Raw genomic sequence first — 19,200 nt, forward strand, 5'->3', positions numbered from 1 at the left:
TAGATATGTATAAATGGACTTATACCGTTGTTAAGCCTAGTTAAGGTTTAAGCTTACGTCGACAACGAAGGCCTGCTCAGCAAAATAATAAATAATAAATCTGAGGTCAGCCCATGTATAAGCTAACTCGCCTCTCGCATGCTGTCGGACTTGCTTCCGCTGTGTTTGCTGGTGGCCTATCTACAACGACATTGGCGAATGTCAAAGTAGACATCAATGCCAATGTTCTGCATTCGGTTAATGGTATTTCAAATTTTGGTCGTGAACGTCGCATTATGATTCACGCTACTCCAATCGAGAATGAATTTTTAGGTGAAAAAGAAAAGCTCGATTATTTAATGGAGCTAGGGGTGAGTTTTGGCCGTGATACAGGCACACCCACTTGGTACTTCAAGCAGACTCAGGGAGATTACACTCGTGAAGATAACGGCCCTGAGATTTTTCCTTGGGGGCATGCGGGCAATCATGACCCTGAGCAATTCCAGCAGGCAGCGGGCGCTTACCATTGGGCTCTAGATAATAAGTTCGCTGATCATCAAGAATACTTTGATCGTGCGCCGGCGATGATTATGGGTTCTCAGCCTAAGCCTTCTTTTCCTAACTGGTCAGCTTATTCTTGGTTTGGTGGCGGCTTAGATACTGAAAGTCCATGGCGTCCGCGTACTATGGAGCAAGCGGCTGAATGGTATGCTGATTTTCTAGAGCAGATGTACCTTCGTGAAGAAGGTAATCCGAACCGTTTGGCTATGCCCAAATATTGGGAAGTGGTTAACGAGCCCGATATGTTAATGAATGTGCCAGGACATGAAGGGCATGTTTCTACTTGGGAAGAATTATTCCGTTATCACAATGTTGTTGCTGACGTTGTTCGTGAGCGCTTAGGTGATGACGCGCCTTTAATTGGTGGTATGACTTGGGGGTTGCACGACCTTCAAAACGGTGACAAAACAGCAACGGGTGCACCTCGCCGTCAAGGGGACGCATTATTAAGTGCGTTTTATGGTAATGATGAAGGCTCTACATTAATTAAAGATGCTATTACCAATGGTATTTTTGCTGAGTCTGAAAGCATGGCGGACTCCAATACAAATCGTCAGTGGTATCAGTGGGATGTTATCTGGAAAGGCTTTATGGATACGGCCGGCCAGAATATGGATTTCTATTCTATTCACACCTATGACTGGCCTCGCTGGCCCCAAGAAAATGGCGGTGTTAGGCGAACAGGTGTGCACACCGAGGGCGTATTAGACCAGCTTGAATGGTACGACATGAAAATGTTGGGTCAGCGTAAGCCCGTTATTGTTTCTGAGTATGGAACCGTTTCTGGTCGTTTCCAAACTCAAGGTACAACACTTGATCGCCACCGTATGCGCTGGGAGGCTTTAAAGCCTTTCTCTCAGCAAATGATGCAATTTATGGAGCGCCCTGATTACGTAACTGCATCCTTACCTTTTATTGTGGTTAAAGGTACTTGGGGTGATGCAGGCAAAACTGCACCGTATTCTCAGAGCCTATTAGATCGTGATTATGATAGCTGTGAAGAAACGGCTGAGGCTTACGAGAATTGTACTTGGAACTTTAATGCTTCAATTCACTGGTATGAGTTATGGCGTGATGTTGAAGGTGAACGGGTTGATACTTATTCCAGCGACCGAGATATCCAGGTTGATGCTTATGTAAATAATAATGACATGAACGCAGAAAATCATATGTATGTCATTGTGAATAGTTTGCATGGAGAGGAAACGAGTGTTGATTTAAGTTGGGCTGGTATTGACGGCAATGACATCAACAGCATTACCTTGCGTCACCTTTATTTAGATGAAACGCTTGATGCAGATGGTGATGTGAGTAATGGTATTGGTAAGCCTATTTTAGCTGAAGCTGAGCTTGCTAGTCTGCCGACTGAATTAACTGTGGGTGCGGATGCGACCTTTATTCTCGATATTGAATATGCCAATCCAATCGACTTAAGTCAGAGCAGTAATGAAACTAAATACGCAGCAGAGCCTTTGGCGGCTGCAGAACCCTACCGTGTAACAAGAAGCGCAACACCGTTATCGATTCAGATTAATGGTGTGGATAAGCCGGTTACAGGTGAAGCGCAATTACGAGTTACCGGTGGCTTTTTCTTAGCGAATGCGTTTAAAGGTACAGAGCAAGATCGTCGAGTTAAATTAACCGTAAACGGTAATGAAGTGGATGTGAATGCGGATTGGCGTGGTGAGAATTTTTACACGAATCGTCTGATGCTGACCATGGAGCTGCCTTTCCCTGCTGAATATTTGGCTGACGATGGCAATAACACGTTTGAGTTATTTACACTCGCCTCTGGTGACTATAGTGCTGCGATGTTGCAGGTTTGGGATCAGAGCACGGATTTAAATCGAAGTGTTGTCACTGCGCCTTCCGGCGATGCGGTAACAGGTTTGAGCTTGGCTGAAACCGGTACGATGAATATGAAAGTGACGGAGTCTGTCGCATTAACGGCGCAAATTGCTCCAGAAACAGCTGCTGATAAAAGTATTACTTGGTCTTCTTCAGACTCTTCTGTTGTTAGTGTTGACCCGAATGGTCTTGTAACAGCAACGGGGCTTGGTACTGCAATAGTAACGGCAGAGTCTGTTGATGGCAGTTTTGTTGCCGACGTTGACTTTGATGTTAGTGCGCTTGTGCCAACGAGTGTTGGTATGAGTGGCGTGCCTGCCGAGCTTAATATCGGTGCTTCAAAGCAGCTAACTGCAGCAGTACGACCTATCCACGCTCAGAACCGAGCTGTTACCTGGAGCTCTTCAGACGAGAGCATTGCGACAGTTAGTGCGAGTGGTTTGGTGGAAGCTGTAGGTGCAGGTAATGTCACCATTACTGCAACAACAGTTGAGGGTGAGTTAAGTGCAAGGGCAAGCATTGAAGTTACTTCTCTAGCTTTAGATGCAATTACGATTACGCCTGAATTTACGGTACTACCTATTGCAGATGTGTTTCCTCTTTCAGTTGCTTTTACTCCTGCTAATGCAAGTGATACCTCTGTGGTTTGGAGTTCTAGTAATACGAATGTTGCCACAGTAAGTGCTAGTGGTGAGGTGACGGCTGTAGCTGTCGGTACTGCAACTATTACAGCGCGCAGCAATGATGGTGAGCATACTGATGAAACTGCTGTTGAAGTTGTGGATGCTTCATCAGAAGCTGTTGTGATTGAAGCGGAAACCTTGGATGCAACAGGTGGTGCATTTGATGGTTTTGTTGTTTCCGAAACGAATATCAATACTAATCAAACCGGAGACTGGGCTGATTACAACATCAACTTTAGTGAAGCTGGGACCTACCAAGTACAGGTTTCATTAGGCTCACCTGCTGGTGGCGGTATAGAGGCCTTTATTAACGGTGCAAGTATTGGTAGTGCAACCGTGCCTGCGACAGGTGGTTGGGATAGTTTGCAAGACATTACTGTGAGTAATGCCCTCGTTGTTGCAAGCCCTGGAACCTACACCTTGCGCATTTTGTCGGTAGGTGCTCCGGCAGCTTGGCAGTGGAATGCCGATAAACTAATGCTACGTAAGCTGACAGACAATGTGTCTGGTCCAGTACCAAGTCCATTGCCTTCAAGCGAGCCATCAGATCAGCCAACAGTAGAGCCTTCTGACGAACCAGTGGTAGAGCCTTCTGGTGAGCCATCGGTAGAACCTAGCAGTGATCCTTTACCTGAAGTAGATGACATCGTGCTTGAGTTAGAAAGTTTCATCGCAACAGGTCGTGATGATCCGGCTATAGGTGGTGATGATGATCAAGGCTTCCAAGTTGAAGATGGCATTATTAACTTTAATACCACCGGTGATTGGGGTGATTACAGTATTGATGTTGAAACACGCGGCCGCTATCGCGCGGTGCTGAATTATGCTTCAGGTGTGCCTGTTGATAGAGAAATAGCTGTGCGTTTGATCTCTGGAGGAAACACAATTGCTGAAACAGTATTGCCAAGCACAGGTGGTTGGGCAGCGTTTGTTGATTTTGATATCGCGGACGGTATTGAATTTGATACGGCCGGAACTGTTTCGCTTCGAGTGCAAAGCTATGGTGCCAATGCATGGCAATGGAATGCTGACTATATCCGTTTTGAATTAGTTGAGTCGTTTGAGCCTGAGCCTGCGCCTTCGCCGGAAGCATCGGCAGAGCCTTCGCCGGAAGCATCGGCAGAGCCTTCGCCAGAAACTTCGGTAGAGCCTGCGCCAGAAACTTCGGCAGAGCCTGCGCCAGAGCCTACGCCAGAAACTTCGGCAGAACCTGCGCCAGAAACTTCGGTAGAGCCTGCACCAGAAACTTCGGATGAAGCAGAAGAGGAAAAAGGTGGTGGTGCTTTTGATCCTTGGCAGCTGTTATTAATGCTAGGTGCTGGTTTTATTATTGCTGGCCGCAGAGTATTTAAATAACTTTAAATAAATTGAAGTCCCTGCTTAGGCCCTCACATTGTGAGGGCTTTTTTTGTTTAATGCGCTCGCTTATTGATGTCAGCTCTAATTTTAGATCTGAATTGGTTTTAGATCTTAATTAGGTTCGCAGGCTTAAACTCAACGCTGGGGTCAGCGATTTTAGCCTTATCGACTTTATCGCCACCTTTAATAAACTTAGTGCCTACAACATAAGCTTTGGCAAAGTTAACGGCGTCAACAGACAATAGTTCTTCATCTTTAAAGTACCAAACTGAAAAACGTGTGCCTTCACCTTCTTCTTCACGAACGATAATGTCGCTATAACCTTGGCTTAAACCAACCATTTGCAATTTGATATCGTATTGATCAGACCAGAACCAAGGAATGGTGTTGTAAGTAACGTCTTTACCACATATGGCGGCAGCTGCGACTTTGGCTTGGTCTACGGCATTTTGTACCGACTCCAAACGAATCATGCGATCGTAGTGAGGGTTGTGGTGGACAGTACAATCGCCAATCGCATATATATTACTGTCATTGGTTTGTGCGCATTGATTTACTTTTAGGCCAACTTCAACCTCAAGACCTGCTTCTTGAGCAAGCTCGGCGTTTACTCGAATACCAACACCCACAATTATTAAATCGGCATCTAGGCGTGTGCCATCGTCACACAGCACTTGATTGCATGTGTCACCTTGTTCAATTGCGCTTACGTTTTTACTGGTAAATACATTGACGCCATTGTTAGCGTGAAGGTCTTGGAAGAACGCGCTCATATGAGGCGCAGTTACGCGCTGTAAAATACGCTCTTCGCGTTCAAGAACACTTACATCACCACCGAGTTTTTTAAGTGACGCCGCCGTTTCTAAACCGATATAGCCACCACCAATAACAACAACGCGTTTTTGTTCGCTTTGATTAAAAGCTTTGCGGATATTATTGACGTCTTCTGCAGTTCGTAAGGGGTAGCACTTGGCGGCGTTTTCTAAACCTGGAATAGGTGGAATAAATGGGCGGGCGCCAGTGGCGTAGACCAATTTGTCATAGGGCTGCTCGCTGCCGTCAGCTAAAAGTAAAATCTGTTTTTCTCTATCAATTTTACTGACGGTTTGGCCTAGGCGAAGTTCAATATTCGACTTCTCGTAGGTGTCGATATTTTTTAACAGATTTTTATCAATCGCGTCGTCGCTGGTTAAATAAGCTTTTGAAAGCGGCGGTCGATGATAGGGGGTGGTTGGGTCGCTATCAATAAGAATAATCTGACCTTGCCAGCCCTCTTTGCGCATCGCAAAGGCAAAGTTGACGCCGGCATGGCTGGCGCCAATAACGGCGCAGACTTTTTGGGTAGTATCAGTTGTAGTATTCGACATAGTGTTAGGGTTCACTTAACTATTTATTAGCTGTCTAATGGGCTTAGTTCAGCTCTTTGGCGTGTGTCTTAGGGCTCTTTATTACTGTAATGGCGCTAAGTTTTAACTAAGAGGACAGGTAAAAAAACGGCCGCTTAAGCGACCGCATTTTTATTTAGCAATGAGCTATTTGGCAACTCGAAACACGGCACCATCGAGTGCGTCAGTGACTTCTAGTTGGCAGCATAAGCGACTGTATTCGTCGGCATCGTCATCAAGCTCAAGCATGTCTTGCTCGATTTCACTGGCTTCACCTGTTTTCTCTGTGTGCTCAGGTAGAACGTGAACGTGACAGGTTGCGCATGAGCAAACGCCACCGCAGTCGCCATCAATGCCCTCAACGCCGTTGGCAACAGCCAGTTCCATCACTGAGCCTGAGTCGGCCTCTAAGGTGACTTGCTCATCATTGCTGGTAATAAAAGTAATCTTAGCCATTGTTTATGTCTCTCTATGTAATGCAGAGTTATAAGGTATGGGGCGCTGAACTAGGCGCCCTGAGAGTCTAATTTATCTTGTTGCTTTTGTGTTAGCGCGCGTTAAATTTAACGTCGATGCTGTCAAAGCCAACTTTGCGCTTAAATTGATCAAGATCTTCAATATTTTCTTTGTAGTCTTGAATATCGATGCTTTCAACTTTTTCACATAGCGTTTCAATAAGGATGGCCATGATCGCTCGCGCATGGGTTGAGCCTAAGCAGTTGTGCGTGCCGAAACCAAAAGCTACATGTGGGTTTACTTTACGATCAAGTACCACTTCGTTTGCATCTGGGAAGGTTCGTTCGTCCCGGTTGGCAGAGGCCCAGCATAAGCCAACACGAGTATCAGCTTTAACAGCGTGTTCACACACAACTTGGTCTTCTGTAGCCACTCGCCCCATTTGTGTAAGAGGAGAAAAGTAGCGAATTAGTTCTTCAATTGCGCTGTTGCGAATTTCTGGCTCTTTGCGCAAGCGCTCAAGAGATTCGGGGTGATCGGCAAAATAAGCGATGCTATTGGTTAAGGTATTAATCACCGTGTCGCGACCGCCTGCAAAAGTGAGGATCATCACACCCTTTACCTCTTCTTTTGTCATTTTCTTGCCGTTGACTTCTGCAGCAAGTAAGACGCTATAGAGGTCTTCGCCTGGCTTGGCGATGGCTTTATCGATTTGTGCATCGATATAGTCATAAAGGATATTTGCTTTGTCGCCATCTAGGTCCGAGTCTTCACTTCGGAAGACGTGGGTGCCCCAGTCAATCCAAACCTTGGATTCTTCGTAAGGAATATTTAGTAGAACTGTTAAGGCACGACTTTGAAGTTTTAGGCTAAAATCACCGACTACTTCAAGTTTATCTACAGCGAGTGCGTCGTCGATACAGCCTTCGATAATGGTACGCAGTTTGGCTTGATAGGCTTCTTCTGTTGGGCGCTTAAACCAAGGCTCAACTAAATCGCGATAGCTTTTATGTTCTGGCGGGTCAACTTCAAATGGAATTTGGCGGGTATCGCGAATGGCGACTTCAGATGGAATAACAATACGGCCAGGTTTTGCGCCACTTTGTAAGCCCTTCCAGTTGTGAGCGCCTTTACGGACATCTTTAAGGCGCAAAGCCATGAGTACAGGATCATCTTGATCGTTTTGGTGGCCAACACCTTCGCTGTCACGGGCTTCTTTGAACGGATCGGGTAGTTCACTGATTTTCATGCTTTTATCTCTATAGTATTACTGTCGTTTGTGACTCATTCCATGGCACTGATGCGACAGAGTATTCGTATGTAAACGCTGGTCATAATAGAATCTGATTTAAGTCAAAAATACCGCCTGAATTAACCAAAAGTAGCATAATAATGCTTTTTAGCCTTTTTTTTATTAACTGTTGAGACGCTAGCTTTGGGTTTAAAGCCATTATTTTGTCTCGATTATAGGGACTTTTTTGTCAAATTAATGGTATTTAGCCTGCTCTTATTGAGTGAATAAGTGAGTCTTAGATATCTTGTGCTTACTTTGGAAGTGGTAAGTTTTTGTTCTTTGTATGCATTAAGTTCTTTTAAAAAGCATCTGTTTTAACGGGTTTGCGCGAAAGGCATAAAGCGAATATGGTTTGTACTTTTGAGCGGGGCTTAACATATGGATCATTCTCGAATTAAGCATATAGTCATTGTTGGTGGTGGAACTTCTGGCTGGATGTCGGCGGCTCTGCTCTCTAAGGCCTTACCTGACTATATTAAGGTGTCTTTAGTCGAGTCTGAGGATATCGGAACTATAGGGGTTGGTGAGGCTACTATTCCTCATATTGCTAAGTTTAATGCCATGCTCGGTATTGATGAAGCAACCTTTATGAAAGAGGTTCAAGCAACCTTTAAAATGGGGATTGAATTTATTGATTGGGGCGCTCTCGGGCAGAGCTACATGCACCCCTTTGGCTCTTATGGCATTCCTTTAGAGGACCTATCCTTTCATCATTACTGGCTAAGAGCGAAACAAGAGCAGCCTGATTTAAGCCTCAAAGCTTTTTCTCTTAATGAAACTGCCGCGCATCAAGGCCGTTTTATGCGTCCCAATCAAGACCCAACTTCTTTGGCTTCTCGTATTAATTATGCCTATCACTTTGATGCAAGTTTATATGCCCGATTTTTAAGGCGGTATGCAGAAAAGCGAGCGGTGCAGCGTATTGAAGGCAAAGTGGTTGAGGTTAAGCTTGATAATGACAGTGGCGATATTAAAGCCATAAGGCTTGAATCAGGGGCGACAGTTGAGGCTGATCTTTATCTAGATTGTACAGGCTTTAAAGGCTTGCTGATTGAAGATACCTTGCATGCGGGTTTTGAAGACTGGAGTCACTGGCTACCTATGGATAGTGCAGTAGCGGTACCGTCAGCACTAACGGCTGAACCTATGCCTTTTACTGTGTCGACCGCTAAAGAAGCAGGTTGGACTTGGCAGATACCCTTGCAGCACAGAATGGGCAATGGCCATGTTTTCTCAAGTAAATATATGGATCATGAGCGAGCCACTGACATCTTGCTTGCGGGTATTGATGGCGAGCTTTTGGCGGAGCCAAGAAGCTTTCGTTTCACCGTTGGGCGTAGAAAAAAAGCGTGGTATAAAAATTGTGTGGCTATTGGCTTATCATCTGGCTTTATTGAGCCACTTGAGTCAACCGCTATTCACCTTGTACAAGAGGGCTTAACGCGGCTGATTACCTTATTGCCTGTCGATGGCAAGCCTTCTGATGTGAGTGTGAAAGAATATAATCGTGCGATGGCGCTGAGCTATGAAAGAACTCGTGATTTTATTCTGCTTCACTATGTGCTTTCTGAGCGAGACGATAGCCCGTTTTGGCGAGACCTTAAGAACCTAGAATTACCTGAGATATTAACCCATAGAATGAGTTTAATGAGAGAGTCGGGTGTGTATTCGGACTATGATCTTGACCCTTTTGGTTTGGATAGTTGGGTGGCGGTTATGTTCGGGCAAGGCATGATTCCCCAGAGCTATAACCCAGTCGCCGACGCTTTGGATCAGAGAACGCTCGATCATCATATTTCTCAGTATCAACATGCGGTTAAAGAAATTAGTCGGCAGATGCCAACTCATCAACAGTTTATTGATCACTTTTGTAAAGCTAAAGCTTAATCGTTAAAGCGGGAAGAGTGGCTTAGCTCTTCCCGCTTTAAGTTACTTTCCTACTGTGTGTCCAGCTTCTTCTCTCCGTGATAGCGGCGTTTATACATATTTGTATGCACTGCTTTTGCTGCATCAACCATGTCTTTATAAGGTGTATCAGTGACGCTGACAAACCCTACATTGTAGTTTTCACCATCGTAAGCGCGGCCGGTAATAGGCGAATCAATGTACTGAAACCAATGTGCGCCAACCATGTAGGGGTTGTCGATCACACTGTGCATATATTCGCTATACGCGCGGGCACGATCGGCGTTGCTGGCTGCAAGAGTAACACCAGGGTGGAACATACCGGATTCAAGTGAGCCAAAGTGGAATTCACCAATGATGCTGGGTCTGTCTAATTTTTCTAAAAAGGCCCAGCGCTTGGCTGGCATGCCATCTTTGTAGTTGTTGTAGCTCACCACATCAACAATATCTGCAGCAGCTTCAACAATGGGCCAAGGCATGCCCCAGTCGGCAAAACGAGAGCCAAGGTAGAGGTGGTTAGGCATAAGCTCTTTCATAGCCTTATTGACTGTGCCAAAGTATTTGGCGCCGTAGGCGTAGAGAAGGGCTTCATAGTCGGCAATTTGAGTCGCACGTTGAGAGCCTTCTTTAGTTAAAGTTGAATCAATACCGCGTTCAAATTCTGCCCAGCTTTGAATATGTTTGCCCCAAGCTTCGTTGAGTTGGTTTATATTGCCGTATTTCTCTTTCATCAAGCGAGTAAACTCAGCTTTTGTTGGAACCTCTTGGCCGTCTCGTTTTAGTGTATGTAGAACAATGCCGAGCTGGCTTTCAAGGGTTTCCGATCGCCCAAAACTTTTCTCATTATCGAAAAACACACCAACACACCAAGGGCTGCCCTTTACTTCATTGGCTACTTGCTGAACGGTGGCATAAGCTCGTTTTTCAAATTCGGGGTCAAAGACATCAGGTAGGGCTGCCCAAAAATCGTTTCCTGAACTGACGGTTTTATAGTTGCCAATAATCCAGCCATTGGCGAAAAAAGGAATACGATCATTGTCGTAGAAGCTGGGGTCTGTCCAGTTACCTAGTGCTGCAAAGCCCCAGTTCAGCATTCGGTCGACAGTGGTATCACGCCATGCTTGTAAGTAATCAGTACCGTTTTGGCCGTACTTTCGTTCAAGGTTGGCGCTATAAAAGCTAAAGGTTTCACCGCGGGCCATAGGGCCGCTATGTGCTTCACGGCGATAGCCAAAGTGTTTACCGAGGGCGTCAGCGTAGCTTGGCAGCCACTCAAACATATTTGCTCTAAGTTCACTTACAAGGTGGCGACTGTTAATCGCTTTATCAGGTACTCGATTTAAACCTTCCGAGTCTTCTGGAGTGAGGTCGTCGGCTGCACGTTGTTTAACAAGGCTGGGGTCAAAGTCATAGCCAGTCATGGTGGTTGAATTAGACAGTCGAATAATATCGATCCCCGTGCCAAAGTATAAATAACCCTCTGGGTCTACTAAATACCATTTACCTTTCACTTTTTCGGTGCGGAAATAACCCGTGGCTTTGAGTTTTGGGCCTTCAGTCCAGCCGTTAAATTTACCTCTATGCTCTGGTTTTCCTTGATTGAGGCTCTGGCGCTCGGTTTGACGTTGTTCGGCGAGTTCTGTGTCGCTGTGAATTTTTCCGTTAAATTCTTTTTTAGCATTTTGGCCGTATTTATCGACGATTTGGCTAAGAAAGAGAGGGTCTGCTTTGGGGCTTTGAATGAGGTGGATATTGTCGATAGTGATTTCGCGGTCGTACAGGGCATAGTCCACGCTAAAGGCGATGCGCTTTATATTGCTGACATTGAGGTTTTTTTTACCCCACATCGATACAAACATGTTGTCTTCATAGCCTTGCCACGTTGCAGGGTTCGAGCGCAGGCCACTTTCAAAATTAAGTTCGATGTTAATGTTCTCAGAGGGCGAAGCTAGATCATGGCCATTCATTTTACCGTAATAGGTTTGCGCGGGGCCTGGAGGTACAGAGATCGCCCGGGTATAGCTTGCGCCATCGCCGTCATTGGTGTTGATCCACAATGAGCTGCTGCGTTCACCGTCATTGGCGATATCAAGAGCAAAGCTGACATCGCCCAAAGTGCTCCAATCCCAGCCTGGATCTTTAGTAATGGCGAAGGCTGTGTGAAGGTTGGCTTGGCTGTGGAATTTGATATGCAAGGCTTTGCCACCCTTGTTATCGTCCACCAACGTTGCGTCTGCGTTATTAAAGACGAATTCAGGGGGGATGACGCCGTCGTTGAAGTCAAACAAAGTACTTATGGTGTCGTGCTGCTTGGCTTGCTGCTGCATTTTTCCGGGGGGATGTGAGGAGCTACATCCACATAGAAACAAGGCTCCAAACATAATAGTTATGATGCCGTTATGGTGGCTTGTTTTCATTTTTGTTATCCAGTGATTAGTAGGAGGCATGTTTTATATTAGGCCGCTTTGTAAAAAGCCCTCTATCTTTTAGGTGTTAAGCAAGAAATGTAAACGATTTCATTTTTGTGTAAAAGTACCTATAAGAAAAATATTGTTGTGGGCCAAGCAATATTTGTAGTTAGAGGCAGGGCTCAGTGATTATTTGGGTAAGTATTTACTTTGAAGCTTATCTTATTGGTTTTTGTGCTTGTGGTAATTTTATCATGTAGGGGCTCAGTTACTGCTATTTATAACTGAGCCCTTAGTGATGGCTACTTAGACCTTATCGAACTTACCTTGGTAGGGCCAACCTGAAAATTGTTGATCTTTACTTGGATCAGCGTCGTGAGGCCAGCACTCTAATATATAGTCTTCTCTATTGGCGTTAATACGCGCGATACCATAACCCTCAGACTTTAACTTTCTATCATTAAGAAACTTACCCCATTCGATGGTGTTGTCGTCTTGATAATCTGCGTGAGATATTGGGGGGTTGGCGACGGCAAGAATACGCATTTTATTGCCAAAAGTATCGGTGAAGTCACCGGTGTTAGGGTCACCATTGCGTTGATTTGCAAGCTTACCACCGCCTTCAAACCAGCGTTGCCAAATGCTTTGTACAGCTGGGCCTGCAAAAAACAGAGGTCCGTCGTCAAAGCTGTTTACGCCTTGGCGGCACACCATGCCTAGATGTTGGTCGCCAGTGAGTACCATAGCTCCGGTGTCTTTTACCAGTTTAACCGCTCGGGTGCGACCATCAGCTGGATAGCCGTTGGCGTCGTAGTCTAACAAGCCTTTACCATCGGGGCCTGTTTGCGCTGAGCCCCAGACTGAAGCTGTAATGAGTATTTTAGGGAGGCCTTTATGCATATCCTTCCACGCTTTGAGGAAGTCCTCCTGTCGCTGACCTAATAAAATACCTGTTTTGCTTTTGGGATCGCCTTCGTAGTCGGGGGGCGTTTTGAATTTTCGATCTTCCACTAGTGCAAAACTTACTCCGCCGTAAATAAAGGCACCATAAGTAACTGGAATATTATATTTAATGGGCTCTGGGTCGTAGGCATCAGGATTGTGTCCGTGTTGCATGCGATAAACCATGCGCACTAAGTCTTTATTCCATTTGTAACCCCCATCTTCTTCTTTGGGCATGTCGGAGTTGCGGCCCGAGTTGCCCCAGAGATTACCCTGTAAGACGTCATGGTCATCAGCAAGCATGACGCTTGGGGTATTGCGCACTGCCTCGCGGAAGGTCCAATACCACATGTACCAGCGATATAGGGTGTCAAGTTTGGCGTCGTCAGTATCACGGCCATAGCGGGTGGGGTAGGTTTCGTAATATTGGTCGCCACAAAAAACATAGAGGTCGGGTTTATGGCTTGCACAATAAGCGGTTGTGCTTCTATGGGGGTTACAAATATTTTCAGGTGTATAGCGACCGTATGTGGTTTCTTCAGGGATGATCTTGGTCAAATGGCTTTTATCTAAGCTATTTGAACTTGGAGTAATGCAAGAGAAGAGGGCGATATTAAGTTCTTTATCTGCACCAGGGTCTTTGACAATAGTGCCATCAAAAACGACACGACCTTGATAAACAATACGGTAGGCTGCAGCCTTTTGAGTGTTCCAGCTGTTCAGTCGAAAGAGCGCGCTATAGCCATTGCCTATTTCTTCTTCTGGGCCTTGTAGCCACTCACTGCTGCCTTCCATTTTATAATCGAGGCGAGCTGTCCCTGTAGGCTCGACAGCAATTGGCATAAACTGCACGCTCAATTTCAGTACACTTTGATTGAGGCTGTACATGCAGCCCATGACGGGGCCGAGTCCGCGTTCTGGATGAACGCGGATTTTGTCGCCCTCAGTTGCAATATCACTAAACCACCAGCGGGCCCCAGCTTTTTTGGCTGGAGTGGAGCTAAGTAGCATCAGGCCACCTTGCAGCTTTGCCGAAGGAATTTTATCTTGTTCGAGTCTATCTAACTCTTCGCCTGTTTGAGCGTTTGACAGGGTCACGATTATTTTATGTTGGTCAGAGACACTCGCTTCCAAAAAGCAATCTAACCAATATTCCCCTGCTGCGATCGAGCCAATGCCTTTACTGGCTTGAGGGCCTCGGTCTACACGAGCGTAATGCAGTGGTTTATTGATTTCGTTAAAGCTATCGATGCTGAGCTTTCCTTGCTCATTGACCAGTACGGCTATGCCGCCATTAACACCGGAAAAACGCTGGGCTAAAGCTGCGCCTGCGTAATCGAGCTTGCCTTCGCCGACGCCAAGTAAAAAGCCCGCAACCCCTTGCTTACCGGGTGTAATGAGGCCCAATTTAGTTCGAATACGACCTTGGCTATTACCGGCTTGTAGCTCTCGAGTTAGCAAGGCTGCTGTGCGCCCCTCTATGCCTTCTTCGCCGCGCAGACATTCAATACGGCCATTATTAAGCTGCCAATCTTGCAGGCGGTTGGCCCAGAAGTCATTACCGAGCCAAGGGCGGTGCACGGCTTGATCGAGGTCTATTTTGTTTTTAGGGCCTTGTGCTTGATTTTCTTTACAGCCACTGAGGCTGATGCCTGTTGCGGCAGTGCCTATTCCTGCGGCACTAACAGCTAAAAAACTACGGCGTTTCATGTGTTTGTCCTGATTTAATCTCAACCCTTGTTGGGTTGTTTGAATTGGCCTTGGTGGCCGCTTTATTTTTTTCTAATACTAAAATGGCAAAAAGCGCGCCAAGCAGTATTAGCTCTCTGATTTGAGATTTAATACTTTTAGCGGTTTTTATTCTTGTATAAATACGCTTATTTTGCGTGGAAAGTGAGTACAGGCTTGGTTTGTCATTCAATATGAGGGGCTTGGTGGTGCTCGGTTTGTCCGATCGGACGTCCGTCGGATGCTGTTGGCGAGGCGCTTTATTTATTCGGGCGTGAGATTTTTTGGGAGGTTAATAGTGCTGCCAACGTAGCCCAGTCTTTTTAGTTGGGGGAGGGAGGGGCTAAGTAGCCTTAAGCTCCCTGTTGGGCTCCTTAACTACAATGCTTTCTTTGATGATCGCCGGTTGTTACATGACACAGGCACATACCGTAATAGCCGCACCGGCATAAAATTCTGCAACTACTTCTAGTATAAAACCCGCTACCCTGTTTTGCTTTGGTGTGATCAGACCTAGTTTGACACGTATACGTGCTGTATTACCACTTTTGTTAAGCTCGCGAGTAAGGATGGCTGTGGTACGTACGCCCTTCAAAACTCATCTCGCCTCGCGGGCATTCAATTCGGCCGTTGTTGAGCTGCCAATCTTGCAGGCGGTTGGCCCAAAAATCAGCTCCTAGCCATGGGCGTTCTACGTTTTGATCTAGTGTGATTTTATCACTCGGGGCAGGTAGCTTCGTTTCTTTACAGGCGCTTAAACCTACTCCAGCGGCGCAACGCCAAGGCATGCGGCACTTATACTAAGAAAACTTCGATGTTTCATCGGTGTTCCTGATCTTTGATTTACTTAAGTTGAAAAATTCTACTAGGGCTTTGTATCAGCATTTGGGGGTGGCTAAACAACCAATTTTTCTTATTAGCTACTAATATAGTCGAGCATTATTAATGCTGCTGTATTGAATACGATTTGATAGCTAGTTAGCAGAGTAACTATGCTAAGTTTTTATTTGTTGTGGTTTCTTGTTTGTGTTTTTTTAGCTCGACAAGTAATTATAAAAAAAGCCAATCAGAGGCCCTAGGGCTTGATTGGCTTTTAGGTATTTACGCTTTGTTAATTTTTACGCTTACTTTTTATCGTTGTAGCGACGCTCATACATATTGTTATGTAGCTTTTTAGCAGCTTCTACCATTGGTGCATAAGGTACATCGGCAACGCTGACAAAACCTACATTGTAGTTTTCACCATCGTAAGCACGGCCAGTAATGGGCGAATCAATATACTGGAACCAGTGAGCACCAACCATATAAGGGTTGTCGATTACACTGTGCATGTACTCGGTGTAAGCACGGGCGCGATCTTCGTTATTGGCTGCGTGAATAAGGCCTGGGTGATAAAGACCTGATTCAAGTGTACCAAAGTGGAATTCACCAATAATGCTAGGCATATCTAGGTCAGCAAGGAACTTCCATTTTTTCTCAGGTAAACCTTCCTTGTAGCTGTTGTAGCTAACTACGTCGACATTTTCTGCCGCAGCTTTGACAACAGGCATAGGCATGCCCCAGTCAGGGAAGCGCGAGCCAAGGTAGAGGTGGTTTGGCATTAGCTCTTTCATCGCTTTGTTCACAGTAGCGAAGTACTTAGTTGCATAAGCGTGTAATAGAACTTGGTAATCCTCAACTTGAGCGTCTTTGTTAACAAAGCTTGAGTCTACGCCTTTATTAAAGTCATCCCAGCTGCCTAGGTTTTTGCCCCAGGCTTTGTTTAGCTTGTCGATGCTGCCGTATTTTTCTTTCATTAAACGAGTAAATTCGGCCTTGGTCGGTACATCGTTACCGTCACGTCCAAGAGTGTGAATAACAATACCTAGGCGAGTTTCATGAGTTTCTGAACGGCCAAAGCTCTTTTCATTATCAATGAATACCCCTACACACCAAGGCGTACCTTTAACTTCCGCAGCAACTTGGCGAACAGTCGCGTAAGCGCGCTCTTCAAAGACGGGGTCAAATACATCTGGCATGGGAGCCCAGAAGTCATTTCCGGAGCTTACGGTCTTAAAGTCACCGATGATCCAGCCGTTGGCGAAGAAAGGAATACGATCATTGTCGTAATAGCTAGGGTCAGTCCAGTTACCTAAGGCAGCGAAGCCCCAGTTCAACATACGATCAACGGTAACCTTACGCCATTCCTCCATGTAGTCGGCACCGTTAGCACCATATTTACGTTCAAGGTTGGCACTGTAGAAACTATAAACTTCGCCATGCTTCATTGGGCCACTATGGGCTTCGCGGCGGTAACCGAAGTGCTTACCTAAAGGCTCATCGTAATCTGGAAGCCACTCAAACATATCGGCCCGCATGTCACTAACAACGCGGCGAGTAGGGATGGCGGCATCTGGAGCGCGGTTGAGGCCTTCCGAATCTTCAGGGGTTAAATCATCTGCGCTACGCTGTCTAATTTTATCAGGGTCAAAATCATAACCGGTCATGGTGGTTGAGTTCGACAAGCGAATAATATCGATACCAGTACCGAAGTAGAGGTAGCCTTCAGGGTCAACTAAGTACCACTTGCCATCGACTTTTTCGGTGCGGAAATAACCAGTGGCTTTGAGTTTAGGGCCTGCAGTCCAGCCGTTAAATTTACCGCGATCTTTGGGTTTACCGGCTTTAAGCGCTTTAAGCTCTGAATCGCGTTGGGCGAGCATTTCTTCGTCGCTGTGGATTTTACCTGGGAATTCATTTTTAGCGTTTTGGCCGTATTGATCAACAATGCCAACTAAGAATTTAGGGTCTTGTTTTGGGTTTTTGATCAGGCGAACATTATCAATGGTGAACTCTTTATCACGTAAAGCGCTCTGTACGCTCAGTGCAATACGAACAATACCTGAGGTATTTAAGTTCTTTTTCCCCCAAAGAGAGACAAAGATATTATCGTCATAACCATTCCATGTTGGGGGGTTAGAACGAAGGCCTGATTCAAAGTTCAGCTCAACATTCACATCACCATCTGGCGTGCCTAAGTCATGGCCACGCATTTTACCGTAATAAGTTTCGGCAGGGCCTACAGGAACGGCAATGGTACGAGTGTAGTTAGCACCGTCAATATCGGTGATATCAACGTAGATCTGAGCACTGACGTCGCCAAGGTTACCAACATCAATAGCTAGGCTGAAGTCATTGTATTGGCTCCAATCCCAAGGCTTTTCTGGTTGAATGTGGACATTAGCGTAAGCATTCTTTTTGCTGTCTAGCTTGACGCGAAGCTCATGGCTTTTACCGCTAGGGTCTTCTATTAATTCCCCTTTACCGTAAATAAACTTCACGTCTGATGGGATAGTGTCAGCATCGAAGCTATAGAGGGTTTCTAATACTTCGTGTTGCTTAACTGCCGCATCATCGGTTTTGGTTTCTTGGCAAGCGCCTAGTAGCAGGCTACTGCAAAGCAGTACGCCAGCGGACAAAGCCTTGAGTTTGTAGTTTTTCATGGCATCAGCCTTTTATGTTGAGTTCCTGGGTCTTACAACTACGTGTTTTAAATTTATTGCCTATGGCTCGTAGTTAGGAACCTTGGTTTTGAAAGGTTCCTGGCTCTAGGATCTGGCGCTTTGTTTTAAAGCGGCAAATATAGTTCCAGTTAAAATTTGCATCGTACTTGTGGCATAGGCCCCAAGAAATACCATGAACTGGGTCTTTGGCGCTTTCGTAGCCTTGTTCTCGATACAAGCCAATAGCTTCTGGAGTCCTTTTAATGTGACTCATGATGTCAAAGTTTAGACCGTCTTCGGACCATTGGCAGGTGTTTTTCTCTGGTCCGTCAGTTGTTAATAAAGAGGCCATACCGCCATTCCACTCCCATACAACAACTTCATGGCCTGAGTTAGAAATCGGATTGTACTCAGACTTGGTATAAGGTCCGAGAATATTGTCGGCGATAGCAACACCGTGTTTGATTTCGCGACCACCAAAGTTCATGCTTTCTCCCATGGTTTCACCTTTGTAATACAGGTAAAACTTACCTTGATAGTGCATCAAGCATGGGTCGTGTACTTTGTGGCTATCAAAATCTCCACGCTCTTCAACAATAAAACGATTATCTTCGTCGCCTTTCCATTTGCCGCCGGTAGAAGGGCTCAAGATAGGAGCATCACTCTTGTTCCAGGGGCCGTAAGGGCTATCCGCCCAAGCGATTGCAATTTCTTCAATCGTGCGGTTTAGATAAGGCGCTTTTACGGTTTGATAAACCAAGTAATACTTTCCTTCGTGAGCAAGTATTTCTGGAGTGAAACAGGCTCTGTCGTCAAAGCGACCTGCTTCGCCAGGCTTGATTGCTGGCCCTTCTTCTTTCCACTCATAAGCATCTTTAGAGGTGGCATGCCAAACTTCAGTTAGGTCCCAGGGAAATACTTTGTCTTCTGGGTTGCCGGTGAAACCTGCCGTTTCGCCTTCGCCTTTGGTATACCAGCAGTGATAAACATCATCTACTTTTATAACCGCTGTTGGGTCGCGGCGAATTACACCCTCTTCGTAGGCAAAGTCACCGCCAAGTTCTTCAACTTTAAACTCGATTACCCACTCTGGGCCTTTTTCATCGTAGCCGCGCTCAATGGCGCGCAAGCTGGCTTTACTGAGTTTCTTTTCCATTCTTTAAATCTCTT

The 19,200-nt window shown here is 45.7% G+C and carries 11 protein-coding genes; 2 read left to right on the forward strand and 9 right to left on the reverse strand.

Annotation, left to right across the window (positions count from 1 at the left end; genetic code table 11):
* Positions 1-113 precede the first annotated feature (113 nt).
* Positions 114-4,427, forward strand: a complete 4,314-nt coding sequence (locus tag AB1S55_RS06140; RefSeq protein WP_370980916.1) for an Ig-like domain-containing protein — start codon at positions 114-116, stop codon at positions 4,425-4,427.
* A gap of 107 nt (positions 4,428-4,534) precedes the next feature.
* On the opposite strand, the gene AB1S55_RS06145 is transcribed toward AB1S55_RS06140, so the two are convergent.
* From AB1S55_RS06145 to AB1S55_RS06155, 3 genes are all read right to left on the reverse strand, one after another.
* Positions 4,535-5,797, reverse strand: a complete 1,263-nt coding sequence (locus tag AB1S55_RS06145; protein ID WP_370980917.1) for an NAD(P)/FAD-dependent oxidoreductase — start codon at positions 5,795-5,797, stop codon at positions 4,535-4,537.
* A 165-nt stretch (positions 5,798-5,962) separates the two neighbouring features.
* Positions 5,963-6,271 (reverse strand): 2Fe-2S iron-sulfur cluster-binding protein, encoded by a 309-nt coding sequence (locus tag AB1S55_RS06150; protein WP_370980918.1) that lies wholly within the window; start codon positions 6,269-6,271, stop codon positions 5,963-5,965.
* A 91-nt stretch (positions 6,272-6,362) separates the two neighbouring features.
* A complete protein-coding gene (locus AB1S55_RS06155) occupies positions 6,363-7,520 on the reverse strand; it encodes a cytochrome P450 (RefSeq protein ID WP_370980919.1) in 1,158 nt (385 codons plus the stop codon).
* 423 nt (positions 7,521-7,943) lie between these two features.
* Between AB1S55_RS06155 and AB1S55_RS06160 the strand changes: the two genes are divergently transcribed.
* Positions 7,944-9,452 (forward strand): tryptophan halogenase family protein, encoded by a 1,509-nt coding sequence (locus AB1S55_RS06160; protein ID WP_370980920.1) that lies wholly within the window; start codon positions 7,944-7,946, stop codon positions 9,450-9,452.
* A gap of 50 nt (positions 9,453-9,502) precedes the next feature.
* Here the strand turns inward: AB1S55_RS06160 and AB1S55_RS06165 are convergent, their stop codons facing one another.
* The 6 genes from AB1S55_RS06165 to AB1S55_RS06190 all read right to left on the reverse strand — a co-directional run bounded on the left by AB1S55_RS06165 (position 9,503) and on the right by AB1S55_RS06190 (position 19,186).
* Positions 9,503-11,887, reverse strand: coding sequence for a beta-galactosidase (locus tag AB1S55_RS06165; RefSeq protein WP_370980921.1), 2,385 nt, complete (start codon positions 11,885-11,887; stop codon positions 9,503-9,505).
* A 297-nt stretch (positions 11,888-12,184) separates the two neighbouring features.
* Positions 12,185-14,530 carry an alkaline phosphatase D family protein gene (locus tag AB1S55_RS06170; RefSeq protein WP_370980922.1) on the reverse strand — a complete coding sequence of 782 codons (2,346 nt, stop codon included), beginning with the start codon at positions 14,528-14,530 and terminating at the stop codon, positions 12,185-12,187.
* Positions 14,517-14,741 (reverse strand): hypothetical protein, encoded by a 225-nt coding sequence (locus tag AB1S55_RS06175; protein ID WP_370980923.1) that lies wholly within the window; start codon positions 14,739-14,741, stop codon positions 14,517-14,519. Before AB1S55_RS06175 ends, AB1S55_RS06170 begins: the two co-directional genes overlap by 14 nt.
* A gap of 358 nt (positions 14,742-15,099) precedes the next feature.
* Entirely contained in the window at positions 15,100-15,336 is a 237-nt protein-coding gene (locus AB1S55_RS06180) for a hypothetical protein (protein ID WP_370980924.1), read from the reverse strand.
* A gap of 336 nt (positions 15,337-15,672) precedes the next feature.
* Positions 15,673-18,030: a beta-galactosidase gene (locus tag AB1S55_RS06185; protein WP_370980925.1), complete on the reverse strand. Its 2,358-nt coding sequence runs from the start codon at positions 18,028-18,030 to the stop codon at positions 15,673-15,675.
* Between the two features lie 73 nt (positions 18,031-18,103).
* Positions 18,104-19,186: a glycoside hydrolase family 117 protein gene (locus AB1S55_RS06190; protein ID WP_370980926.1), complete on the reverse strand. Its 1,083-nt coding sequence runs from the start codon at positions 19,184-19,186 to the stop codon at positions 18,104-18,106.
* Positions 19,187-19,200 lie beyond the last annotated feature (14 nt).

The organism is Agaribacterium sp. ZY112 (assembly GCF_041346925.1).
In the GTDB taxonomy this organism is placed as follows: Bacteria; Pseudomonadota; Gammaproteobacteria; order Pseudomonadales; family Cellvibrionaceae; genus Agaribacterium.